This is a genomic window from Methylobacterium sp. NPDC080182 (genome assembly GCF_050281105.1).
Lineage (GTDB): Bacteria > Pseudomonadota > Alphaproteobacteria > Rhizobiales > Beijerinckiaceae > Methylobacterium.
In genome coordinates, this window is record NZ_JBNNWO010000029.1 from 37290 (window position 1) to 47970 (window position 10681).

Annotated in this window: 11 protein-coding genes; 5 read left to right on the forward strand and 6 right to left on the reverse strand. The window is 68.0% G+C overall.

What is annotated here, in order from left to right:
• Positions 1–51 precede the first annotated feature (51 nt).
• The gene (locus tag ACQKQD_RS31135) at positions 52–1416 is read left to right on the forward strand and encodes a hypothetical protein (protein ID WP_427510556.1); all 1365 of its coding nucleotides are present in this window, start codon (positions 52–54) and stop codon (positions 1414–1416) included.
• A gap of 295 nt (positions 1417–1711) precedes the next feature.
• On the forward strand, positions 1712–2974 hold the full coding sequence (gene dgt / locus ACQKQD_RS31140; RefSeq protein ID WP_427510557.1) for a dGTP triphosphohydrolase: 1263 nt from the start codon (positions 1712–1714) through the stop codon (positions 2972–2974).
• Between the two features lie 433 nt (positions 2975–3407).
• Here the strand turns inward: dgt and ACQKQD_RS31145 are convergent, their stop codons facing one another.
• On the reverse strand, positions 3408–4760 hold the full coding sequence (locus ACQKQD_RS31145) for an IS701 family transposase (protein ID WP_427510558.1): 1353 nt from the start codon (positions 4758–4760) through the stop codon (positions 3408–3410).
• A gap of 155 nt (positions 4761–4915) precedes the next feature.
• Here ACQKQD_RS31145 and ACQKQD_RS31150 point away from each other — a divergent pair, with 155 nt between their 5' ends.
• Both ACQKQD_RS31150 and ACQKQD_RS31155 read left to right on the forward strand, forming a co-directional pair.
• Positions 4916–6070 (forward strand): IS110 family transposase, encoded by a 1155-nt coding sequence (locus tag ACQKQD_RS31150; RefSeq protein WP_427510559.1) that lies wholly within the window; start codon positions 4916–4918, stop codon positions 6068–6070.
• A gap of 369 nt (positions 6071–6439) precedes the next feature.
• Entirely contained in the window at positions 6440–7252 is an 813-nt protein-coding gene (locus ACQKQD_RS31155; protein WP_427510560.1) for an IS5 family transposase, read from the forward strand.
• Between the two features lie 81 nt (positions 7253–7333).
• Here ACQKQD_RS31155 and ACQKQD_RS31160 read toward each other — a convergent pair whose 3' ends face one another.
• Together ACQKQD_RS31160 and ACQKQD_RS31165 are read right to left on the reverse strand one after the other, a co-directional pair.
• The gene (locus tag ACQKQD_RS31160) at positions 7334–8083 is read right to left on the reverse strand and encodes a DUF4396 domain-containing protein (RefSeq protein ID WP_427510561.1); all 750 of its coding nucleotides are present in this window, start codon (positions 8081–8083) and stop codon (positions 7334–7336) included.
• On the reverse strand, positions 8080–8829 hold the full coding sequence (locus ACQKQD_RS31165) for a MauE/DoxX family redox-associated membrane protein (RefSeq protein ID WP_427510562.1): 750 nt from the start codon (positions 8827–8829) through the stop codon (positions 8080–8082). Before ACQKQD_RS31165 ends, ACQKQD_RS31160 begins: the two co-directional genes overlap by 4 nt.
• A gap of 141 nt (positions 8830–8970) precedes the next feature.
• Between ACQKQD_RS31165 and cueR the strand changes: the two genes are divergently transcribed.
• Positions 8971–9444 (forward strand): Cu(I)-responsive transcriptional regulator, encoded by a 474-nt coding sequence (gene cueR / locus ACQKQD_RS31170; protein WP_427510563.1) that lies wholly within the window; start codon positions 8971–8973, stop codon positions 9442–9444.
• A gap of 32 nt (positions 9445–9476) precedes the next feature.
• Here the strand turns inward: cueR and copM are convergent, their stop codons facing one another.
• The 3 genes from copM to ACQKQD_RS31185 all read right to left on the reverse strand — a co-directional run.
• Positions 9477–9869 (reverse strand): CopM family metallochaperone, encoded by a 393-nt coding sequence (gene copM / locus ACQKQD_RS31175; RefSeq protein ID WP_427510564.1) that lies wholly within the window; start codon positions 9867–9869, stop codon positions 9477–9479.
• 23 nt (positions 9870–9892) lie between these two features.
• Positions 9893–10258, reverse strand: coding sequence for a hypothetical protein (locus tag ACQKQD_RS31180; RefSeq protein ID WP_427510565.1), 366 nt, complete (start codon positions 10256–10258; stop codon positions 9893–9895).
• Between the two features lie 24 nt (positions 10259–10282).
• The coding region (locus tag ACQKQD_RS31185) for an efflux RND transporter permease subunit (RefSeq protein WP_427510566.1) at positions 10283–10681 on the reverse strand (399 nt) is incomplete at its 5' end.

The following is a 10681-nucleotide window of genomic DNA, read 5'->3' on the forward strand; positions in this document are numbered from 1 at the left end:
CGATTCCAAATTTAAGACTCTGTCCAGGGGCAGACGCGCGACGGGCGGAGCTTGCGCATCCCGCACCTGTCCATCGGCGTCATCGGCAGCGTCCAACCGGATCCGCTGCGCGACTTCCACACGAAATCCGACGACGGCCTCGCCCACCGCCTCCTGTGGATGTTGCCCGAGGCCCCGACCAGCTTCAGAATTCCGCGCAGATCGGACATGCATGAGAAGGCCGATGAGGACCGGGCTGACGAACGCGGCGAGCAGACCAAGTCGCCACGGCATTCGCTGCTCGGGAATCCTGAGGTACTCGATTTAGGCTGGGTCGCCCGCGTATCGCCGGCCTTGCGCTACTTGAGGCTGTCCCCATACAGTCCAGCTCAGGATAGGGGGAAAGCCGTGCAAGACGGTATCCAAATCACGTGCTCGGTCACGGAGCACGTCAGTCTCGCGTATCACGAGAATGCGGTTCCGGTGATCCGCGAGGTGGTGGTCGCGAACACGTCCGAGCAGGAGCTTTCCGATGTCCGCGTGCGGATCGAAGGCCGGCCGGCTGTCGTGCAGCCGCTCACGCTGCGCATCGATCGCATCCCAGCGGGATCGAACCACCACATCGAATTGCCCGACGTTCGGCTCGATGCGGCTTTGCTCGCCGGCTTCACCGAGGCGAGCCGTCTCGAACTGACGGTCATCGTCGAGGATGCCGCCGGCGAGAGAGCTCGGCATCTCGAAGAGCTTCGGGTCCTGCCGCCCTCGCACTGGGGTGGCGGCCGAAGCGCGCCCGAACTTCTCGCTGCGTTTGTCCGCCCGAACGACCCGGCCGTCGATGTCGTCCTACGCGATGCCGCGACCAAGCTCGGTGAAGCCGGGCGTGAGACAGGTCTGAACGGCTACACGACCGCCAAGAAGTCCCGCGCTTGGGAGTTAGCCGAGGCAATCTGGGCGGCGATCGCGGACCGGCGGATCGCCTACGTCCTGCCGCCAGCGAGCTTCGAGCGGGCCGGCCAGAAAGTCCGCGGGCCGAGCGACGTGCTGGAGCGGAAGGTCGGCACCTGCCTCGATCTCTCGCTGCTCTACGCCGCCTGCCTTGGGGCGCTGGAAGACGGCCTCGCAGCAGGGACCGAGTATCGCCTGAAGCCGCTCTCGGACGTGCTGACCGGATCCGACGAGCGCAGCGCGGACCTCTATGCCCGACGCCACCATGACGATGGAAGGACTTGGTGGACCGGGCGGAGGTGCTCAAGCGCAACCCCGTCGTGCGCCACCTCATCGACACGCCCAAGCACTCCTACGGCGACGGTACGCCCTTCCCGGAACCAACACGCCTCGACCGGGAGCACCCGCCCGAGACCGTGTTCGCGCCGCTGTCGGCCGATTCCTCCCAGCTCTCGGCAGTTCTCGCCGCCGCCGGTGGCAAGGACTTCTTAGGGTCATGCTACGTGACGGAGCCGGCGATGGACCGTTGTGCCCACCTTCCTCGTCATACGCCCATTCCGGGACCTGCCGTCATTCCCCCGCTGCTCCGGGATCCATCGCCGATCCCTACGCGGTCGCCGGCAACGTTCGGTGGGGACCTCGATCGGGTCAACGGCGTTTAAGCCGAGGCGTGGATCGCCGCGCCGGAGGGACAACGAGCCTCCGCAACCGAGCAGCATCCGGCATCCGGAGCGCTACGGGCGCCGGGCAGCGGGTGCGGCGACCGCCGCGCGTCACGGGAGCAGGCATGGCACAGGCGCAGAGACTGGATTGGGGCAGGCTTCTGAGCGCCAACCGATTGCCGAAGCCGGAGGCCGAGGCGAACTTCGAGGTTCCGAAGCCCGAGGCGCAATCCTGGCTCGTCAACAGCCGCACCGAGACCGAGCGCGACTTCGACCGCATCCTGTTCGCGACGCCGACGCGCCGCCTCGGCGACAAGACGCAGGTGTTCCCGCTCGAACCCAACGAAAGCGTCCGCAACCGGCTTACCCACAGCCACGAGGTCGCCAACCTCGCGCGCTCGATCGGCACGCACATCGTCAATAGCGCCTTGGGCGCCAAGATCCTCGACGAGACCTGCGCCGGCTCGGGCGATGGCAAGCGGGCGGAGGCAGCCCGCGCGATCCCCGCCATACTCGGCGCGATCGGGCTCGCCCACGACATGGGCAACCCGCTGTTCGGCCATCAGGGCGAGGAGGCGATCCGAGACTGGGTCGTGCACAACGATCCGCTTATCTTCAGCGTCGGCGAAGCCGAGACCCATCGCATCGGCGAGGAGGGGCGCAAGCGCATCCTCCGGGATCTGGAGAGATTGACGGCACAGCATCGCGAGGATTTCCGCCAGTTCGAAGGCAATGCCCAGACGGTCCGCACGCTGACCCGGCTTCAGGTCGTGAAGGATAACCGCGGCCTGAACCTCAGGTTCGGCACCCTGGCGGCGCTGATGAAGTACACCGTCCCATCCAACGCCGTCGTCCCGAAGAAGCGGAGCGGCGCCGCGCCCGCGCGCAAGGTCGGGTACTTCGCCTCGGAAGCCGATCTGGTCGCCCACTTCCGAGAGGCCGCGGGCCTCTCAGGCGTTATCCGGCATCCCCTGACCCACATCATGGAGGCGTGCGACGACATCGCGTACCTCATCGTCGACGCAGAGGACGCGGTGAAGAAGGAACTGGTCTCCTTCGCCGACCTGATGGCATGGCTGGAGAGCCGGCCGAAGCTGCGTGGCAACGCGTTGGCGCAGTGGATCCTCTCCGCCGGTCGGCACGGCGCCGCCGAGGCGCGGACCGCCCGGCTCTCGCCCTCGGAGCTCAACGACGTCTCGATGCAGGTCTTCCGCGCCCACGCGATCACGGCGATGGTCTCGGCGGTCATCCGACGATCCCGAGGCCGTGGACCAAGCCCAAACCGAGTTCAATCAGTCCCACCCGCACCGGGCGTCGAGACCAGCCGCAGTCATGCCCACGTCATTGACGACCCGCACCACCGTCGGCCCCCAGGGCGTTCCGGATAAGCGCTCACAGAGCCTCGACCGCCGAACGTTCAGGCCGTGGGGCCTGGCCTAAGTCGGAATACGTACTTCATCGGCTGGCCAGGATGCTTTATGGAACCGTTCCAGGGTAGCGGGAAAAAGCTTTATACGCAGAATTCAAACGGTATCCGCAATCATACCCAGCCATTGATTCTATATTCGAGGTAGGCGCCTATGCTCCTATCGCAATGCACATCGTGCGGGTGAGCGATCCGGGCCGATACCGAAAGGTGTCCGAGCTGCGGCATTGCCACCAATAAATCTGGATGCTCCGAAACATCACAAGTCGAATATTGGATCGCTATCGCCGTAGTATGGTGCCCCGTCCTTCTCGGTTTGTTGCTATCCCGCAAATAGGCTGGGCAAACGCCCTGGGCAGAGGCGATGGCGGCCGCCTAAGCTCGACTTTGGCCATTCATGCGGCGTGGCAGAGCGCATAGGCCCAGGGCGCTGGCAAACGGAAGCGGGGTTTTGTTCGGGCGCGTCGGCGCGGTGATGTTGCCAAAGTCCGCTCGCGCCAGATCGCACAGCGCACGGCGGCCAGTGCATCGGCGAAGGTCGGGCGCGGTTTAGGGTACCACGCGGCGGCCGCGACGCGTCGCCGTTGGCGAGCCGAGAGGCGTGCGGCCAGCAGTGTGACGATCGAGAACAGGGCGAGCAGGCAGGGCGTGGTGCGGGCGATCGCCGTGTCGGACCACTGCCGCTGCGTCTCGACCCCAAGATGGGCGCGCGCTTCCTGGAAGGTGACCTCGATGGTCCAGCGCCGCACGAACCACCCTACGATCTGCGCGGGCTCGCGCATCGGTTCGGTGCAGAGCAGGGCCTGCGGTGCAAAGCGGCTCTCGGGATCGCGCACCAGCACCCATCGGATCGGTACGACGGGCAAGCCACCGTGCCGCCACACGGCGGTCCCGGAGGCGATCTCAAGGGTGCGCTCGCCCGCCCCGTACCAGCCGGGCACCACGACCGCGTGCCAGCGCGTGTCCTTGGCCGCGAGGATCGCGGCGAGCGTCGGCAGTCGAGCGCCCTTGGTCCGCGGGCGTCCGATCGTGCCCGGTGGCCGTGGCGGGGCCGGCTCGTAGAGAGCAGCATCCAGCCGAAGGCGGGTGATCGCCGTGATGCGGGCGCGGCGCATCGCGTCGAGGAACAGCAAGGCCGAGAAGCCGCTGTCGCCCACCACCACGAGGTCGCGCCTCGGCAGCCAGCGCCGCGCCTGGAGGGCGAGTTGACGCCCGACGTCGAGCAACGGCTTGTGCCGACGGCCGCGTTCGCGACAGGCGCGCTCGGACGGCACCAGCGCGGTCAGAAACGGCAGCGCCCAGACGCGCCCCGCCCAGGGGATCGGGGCGAGCACCATCAGGCTCATCCAGCGCAGCCCGCTCGCCTTGACGAAGTGGCTGTCGGAGGAGCGAACCGGATCACGGTAGATACCCTTGGCCGCGATCCGCTTGCCGCGGCGGCGCTCGATCGTGTCGTCCAGTCCCAGGACCACGGGGCCGCGTTGCGCGAACGTGTCGACGAGGAGACAGAGCAGGATGCGGCTGCCGATGCGCGGGCTCCACGCAGCGCGGTTGAGGATGCGGTGGACGTTCACAAACCGCCGCTCCTGCGCGCGGCCCATGATGCGCAGGACGCTTGTCACCGTGCGCTGCCCCGGCGTGAGGATCGCGCCGACCAGCAGGTTCTGGGCGTGTCGCCACGAGCGGTGGACGAACAGCGGTGCGAACGCCAGGATGATCCCGGCGAAGCGGGTGGGCAGGGGCAGCATGGCGGTGTCTCTTGGCGGGGACGCCGACAGCCTATCCGTCACGCCCGCTTCGTCACCTCCGCCCACTCGATGCGCCGCAAATGGCCAAAGATACCATGCAGGGAGCTGGAGATTGGATCACTCTCCGGTTCTCTGACCTTGGACCGGAGTTGGCCATGCTTGATCGTGAACAGATCCAGACAAACCTGCCTGAGGTTGCTATGTTCGTCACGCTGGAACTCAGCAAGTCGGCATGGCTCCTGGCCGCCCAGGCCGTCCCGAGCGGGAAGACCTCCGCACACCGGGTGAGCGGCGGCGACGTGGAGGGCCTGCTCGCCTTGCTGCGCCGCCTGCAGGCTCGCGAGCAGCGCAGCTCCGGCCGAGAGGTCGCGATCATCCTCGGCTACGAGGCCGGGTACGACGGCTTCTGGCTGCAGCGCCGCCTCGCGGCCGAGGCGATCACCTGCTTCGTCATGGATCCCGGCAGCCTCCAGGTCGACCGCCGCGCGCGACGGGCCAAGACCGACCGGCTCGACGCGGCCATGCTGCTCCGGGCTCTGATGGCGTGGTGCCGCGGCGATCACGCCGCCTGCCGCATGGTGCAGGTGCCCTCGGTCGAGCGCGAGGATGCGCGGCGCACTCATCGCGAGCGTCAGCGCCTGATCGCGGAGCGGGTGCAGCACGTCAACCGGATCAAGGGCCTGCTCGCCACCCAGGGCGTCTACACGTTCCAGCCGCTGCGACGCGACCGTTGGGAGCGGTTGAAGGAGGTGCGCACCGGCGACGGGCGCGACCTGCCTCAGCGCCTGCGCGGCGAGATCGAGCGCGAGTTCCGGCGGCTGGAACTCGTGCTCGAACAGGTCGCGGCCGCCGAGGCCGAGCGCGATGCCGCCGTGGCGGATCCGGCCGTCACGGACGCCGACGCCGAGAAGGTGGCGCGTCTGGCCCGGCTCGGTGGCATCGGCACCGAGCTGGCCACGGTGCTGGTGCGCGAGGCGCTGTATCGGCCCTTCGCCAACCGCAAGCAGGTGGCCGCCTATGCCGGTCTCACGCCGAGCCCGTACGCCAGCGGCGACCGGCAGCGCGACCAGGGCATCTCCAAGGCTGGGAACCCACTCCTGCGGAAGTCGATGGTCGAACTGGCGTGGCTGTGGCTGCGCTATCAGCCGGGCAGCGGGCTCGCCCGTTGGTTCGTCGAGCGGGTCGGCACCGGACGCGGTCGCATCCGCAAGATCACCGCGGTGGCGCTGGCGCGCAAACTGCTGGTCGCCCTGTGGCGCTATCTCGCCACCGGTCTGGTTCCGGAGGGCGCGCGCCTGAAGGCGGCCTGAGGATCAAGGTTCGTCCGCCGGGCCGGTCCACGGCATGTCGGACGAGTGGGGGCAGGCGTGTGACCGGAGCTCGACGGGGTTTGCTGCCGTCGCCAAAGATGGGTCCCGCCGCCTTCAGCCGGTTCGCCTCGCATGAGGCATCTTGGTCAGGAACGTTCTGTTCCGCCGGATACGAGTGGATCCGCGAGCCCGGCGCTCGCACGACATCCCGGCTCCCCCGCCCGTCCGAAACGTCGATCACCGACCCCCTTGCGGAAACGCCTCATACGAGTCGAGCTAAGAGCCCGTCCGATAAGGGTCTGAGGCGGGGTTGAGTGGCCGGGATGGCGATGATTCCAGGCGGGTGCTGAAGCCTGACCTGGACCTGCCATGTGGACCCCGACCACCCGGCGGCAGCATAGCCGCGCGGGCCTTCGCTATGAAACTGATCTGACCGATGCCGAGTGGGCGGTGATCAAGCCGCTGATGCCGAGGCCTGAGCCGCGCGGGCGGCCTCCGGTCTGGACGACGCGGGAGATCCTAAACGCGATCTTCTACGTTCTGCGCGGCGGTATCGCGTGGCGGATGATCCCCAAGGATCTGCCGCCGCGTTCGACCACGTTCGGCTACTTCAGCCGCTGGCGCGACACAGGGCTGTTCGGCCGGATCAACCACCACCTCGTCATGGCTGATCGCGAGCGTGTCGGACGAGAAGCTTCGCCGTCCGCCGCAGTGCTCGACAGCCAGAGCGTCAAAACGATGGAGAGCGGCGGGCCGCGCGGCTACGACGCCGGCAAGAAGGTCAAAGGCCGCAAGCGCCAGGCGCTGGTCGACACGGACGGGCGTGCACTCGTCCTCGATCCGCAGCCTGCCGACGTACAGGACCGGGACGGAGCCGTTCCGGTGCTGCGCCTGTCGCGCCGAAGCTTCCCGTTCATTACCAAGGCCTTCGCCGACGCCGGCTATACCGGCGACAAGCCAGCGAGCGCGACGATCATCGCCGTCGAGATCGTGCGCAAGCCGCCGGATCAGGTCGGCTTTGCCGTGCATCCACGCCGGTGGGTCGTTGAACGGTTCTTCGCCTGGATCAGCCGCAACCGACGCCTCTGGAAGGATCCGGAAGCGACCCTCGCCTCCGCCAGAGCCTTCCTCTACGCCGCAGCCGTCATGATCCTCGTCAGACGCCTCGCCCGATCAAACTGACTTCTCGGACGGACTCTAAGTGCACCAAAACACCCAAGCGACCGCCGTCACGATGGGCGGCAGCCCGTCGGCGCGGGGGCCCTACATCCGCTCCTTGATGCTGGCACTGACGAGCCACCAGTTCACCGGGTAACTGGTCAGGAACCCCGCCACCATGGCCAGCTGCATGGCGGCCCAGAACTCAACTGAGTTCACCGGGGCCCGCTGCCCCGCAACGTGCGGGAACAGGACGAACTGGGCGAGCGCCATGAAGCCGTACATGCCGACCTGCCAGGCGATCAGCGAGGCGGTGTCCGCCTTGATCGCCGCCACGAGCCCCTCGCCGGGCGAGAGCCCCCGCATCGGCACGATGGCGTAATACTGGAACACGATCCCGAGCGCGTAGGCGAAGACGAAGTCCAGCACCCAGACCGCGAACATCTTGTCCTCGAACAGGGAGTGCCAGCCGAACCAGACCGCCACCGCCGGCACTAGGAAGGCCAGCAACTCGGCGGCTACGTCCCCCAGCATGCAGCCGCTGCCACAATGGAGCGCCCCAGTCCCGACCATCACCGGGAACGGCGTCCGCGTCATGTTCGGGGGCTTCTCGCCACGTTCCATCGCGTGGTGGTGCGCCTCCATCGTGGCGAGGCGCCCGTAGCGGAAATAGGCCCAGACCACGGCCACCGTGCCGAACAGGGCGCAGACCGGCCAGACGACGTTCATCACCGCCATGTGTTGCGGGTGACGGATCACCTGCACCGACAGTAGGAGCGAACAGGCGGCCCCGAGCAGGAGGGACGCGACGGAGAGGGCATGGAGCCAGCCCGGGGCGGCGAAGGCGGCGCTCAATGGTGCACCGCCAGCATCCAGACGGCCATGGCGACCATCAGCACGTTCTCGGTCAGCGAGACGAAGCCGAGGGGCACCTTGCTCGACCCGCCGACGCAGGCGCACTTGATGTCCCGCTTGTCGACGTAGACCGCTTTGAACACCGAGACCGCGCCGACAGTGCCGATGAACAGGGCGACGGGGATCGAGATCCAGTTCAGGGCGCCGGCCACCATCAGGACGCCGGCGATGCCCTCCAGGAACGGGTAGGCGTAGGCGTAGCGCACCCAGCGCTGGCCGAGCAGGTCGTAGCCCAGGAACATCGACGAGAAGCTCTCGACGTCCTGCAGCTTCAGGAGGGCGAGCACGCACATGCTGAAGGCGATGAACCACTCCGCCGCGCGCATCGTGAAGGGCGTGCCGTAGACGGCCTGGCTCGCCGCCAGGGCCATCAACGCCGTCATCGAGAACACCGCGATGACAGGTGTGTAGGTCGTGACGTTCGGGTCGTTGGCGGCCTTGCCAAAATGGCGCTGCAGGTCGTCGAAGCCGCCGACGCGTTCGCCGTTGATGAAGGTCTGCGGCGTCGACTTGACCTGATGCTCGGCCTTGAAGCGGTCGGTCTCCGCACGGTCCGTCAGCAGGTGGTCCTCGACCTCGAAGCCCTGGCGTTCGAGGAGGTCTTTGGCCTTCAGCCCGTAGGGGCAGGTGTGTTCGGGGGTGACCATCCTATAGAGGACGGCCTTGCGGGTGGCGGTGGCTGGCATCGAAGGCTCCGGGTGGGTCGATGATCCGGTCCCGCCTTTCGCGCCCTCGGTGCGGGGCGGCGGGCGGGGTCGGTCGTCAAGGGTTGCGGAGGGTTATGGACCTTCCCATCATAGTAAGGTCAACACGGGGTTGGTTCCGTCATGAACATCGGCCAGGCCGCCCGGGCCTCCGGGGTTTCGGCTAAGATGATCCGCCACTACGAGAGCATCGGCCTCGTGCCCCCGGCCGACCGGCGGGACAGCGGCTACCGGGACTACGGCGCCGCCGACCTGCACCGGCTCGGCTTCATCCGGCACGCCCGGGACCTCGGCTTTTCCCTGGAGCGCATCAGGGTGCTGCTCGGGCTCTGGAGCGACCCCGGCCGGAGCAACGCCGACGTGAAGGCCATCGCCAGAGCGCACGTCCGGGAACTGGAGGATCGCGCCCGCCAACTCAACGAGATGGCCGACGCCCTGCGCACCCTGGCCGATGCCTGCGACGGCGACGGTCGACCGGACTGCCCGATCATCGCCAGCCTGGAGACCGGAGCGGACGTCCCGACCTGCCACGCGTCCCCCGCCCCAACGACGTCGGAACCCCCGGCGCCGCGCGAGAAGGCCCGCGTCAAGCGTTGAGCACCCAGCATTTCGGGAGGCCGGCCCGAGACCTACTTGCCGTGCCGCTTCAGCCACGCCTCCATGTCGGAGATCTCCGTGGTTTGGTCGTCGATGATCTTCTGGGCCATCGCCTTGGTGGCGGGGTCCTTGGCGTACTTCAGCGCGACCTTGGCCATGGCGACCGCGCCCTTGTGGTGAGGGATCATGTGGGTGCGGAAGTCGACGTCCGGGTCGCCGGTGTAGGGGACGTCCATGTCCTTCATCATCGCCGTGTCGGCGGCCTTGAACTCCTTGGTCGAGGCGTTGTCCTTCGGGTCCGGCTTCATCGAGCCCATGCCGTTGCCGGACATGGAGCCGTGGTCGTGCATACCCTGGGCGGCGGCGGGTCCGGCGAGGCCGACAGACAGGAGGGCGACGACGGCGAGGGTGCGGAGCTGGGTCATGGGTCTTCCTCTCTCTGTCCGGATCAGTTGAACTTGCCGCTGGCGGTGGCGCCGCCCGGGGCCGTGAGCTGCACGGCGCCCTTCGGGTTGTTGCCGAGCGCGGTCGCCGCCTTGCCGGTCAGGCGGTTGCCATCGGCAGGCTCCAGGGCGACGCGGGCCGGCTTGCCGCCGACGATGAGGATGGCCGTGCCCTTGAAGCCGCTTGCCGCGACCGGCTTTTGCTTGGCGTCCGAGACGTAGACGTCGACGTTCTCGCCCTTGGCCACGAGCTCGACGTGGAAGTCGCCCGCGTCCGCCACGCGCCCGCCGTGCTGGCCGGCCGCCTCGTGGGCGCAGACGGCCGACGCGGTGAGGAGGGCCCCGATCAAGGCCAGTCTTGGTAGGATCATCTTGGGTCTCTTGGGTTGTGCGGGTCAGTAGGCCTCGGCCGGGCGCGGGCGCGCGCCGTCCGGGGATGGGTGGGCCGGCATCTCGGCATGCAGGGCGCGCAGCCGCTCCAGCGGCCTGCGGCCGAAGCGCAGGAACAGGACCGGGGTCAGGAAGGTGTCGAGCAGAGTCGCGCTGACGAGGCCGCCGAAGATCGTCACCGCCACCGGATGCAGGATCTCCTTGCCGGGGCTCGCCGCGTCGTAGAGCAGCGGCACCAAGGCGACGCCCGCCGAGATCGCCGTCATCAGCACCGGGGTCAGCCGCTCCAGGCTGCCGCGGACCACGAGATCGGGCCCGAACGGCACGCCCTCGTGCAGCGACAGGTTCAGGTAGTGGCTGATCTTCAGGATGCCGTTGCGCGCCGCGATGCCGGTCAGCGTGAT

Excerpts from the sequence above, each read along its gene's own strand:
- dgt (WP_427510557.1), top strand. The coding sequence starts at position 1,712 with ATGGCACAGGCGCAGAGACTGGATTGGGGCAGGCTTCTGAGCGCCAAC.
- ACQKQD_RS31145 (WP_427510558.1), bottom strand. The coding sequence starts at position 4,760 with ATGCTGCCCCTGCCCACCCGCTTCGCCGGGATCATCCTGGCGTTCGCA.
- ACQKQD_RS31150 (WP_427510559.1), top strand. The coding sequence starts at position 4,916 with ATGCTTGATCGTGAACAGATCCAGACAAACCTGCCTGAGGTTGCTATG.
- ACQKQD_RS31155 (WP_427510560.1), top strand. The coding sequence starts at position 6,440 with ATGTGGACCCCGACCACCCGGCGGCAGCATAGCCGCGCGGGCCTTCGC.
- ACQKQD_RS31165 (WP_427510562.1), bottom strand. The coding sequence starts at position 8,829 with ATGCCAGCCACCGCCACCCGCAAGGCCGTCCTCTATAGGATGGTCACC.
- cueR (WP_427510563.1), top strand. The coding sequence starts at position 8,971 with ATGAACATCGGCCAGGCCGCCCGGGCCTCCGGGGTTTCGGCTAAGATG.
- copM (WP_427510564.1), bottom strand. The coding sequence starts at position 9,869 with ATGACCCAGCTCCGCACCCTCGCCGTCGTCGCCCTCCTGTCTGTCGGC.
- ACQKQD_RS31180 (WP_427510565.1), bottom strand. The coding sequence starts at position 10,258 with ATGATCCTACCAAGACTGGCCTTGATCGGGGCCCTCCTCACCGCGTCG.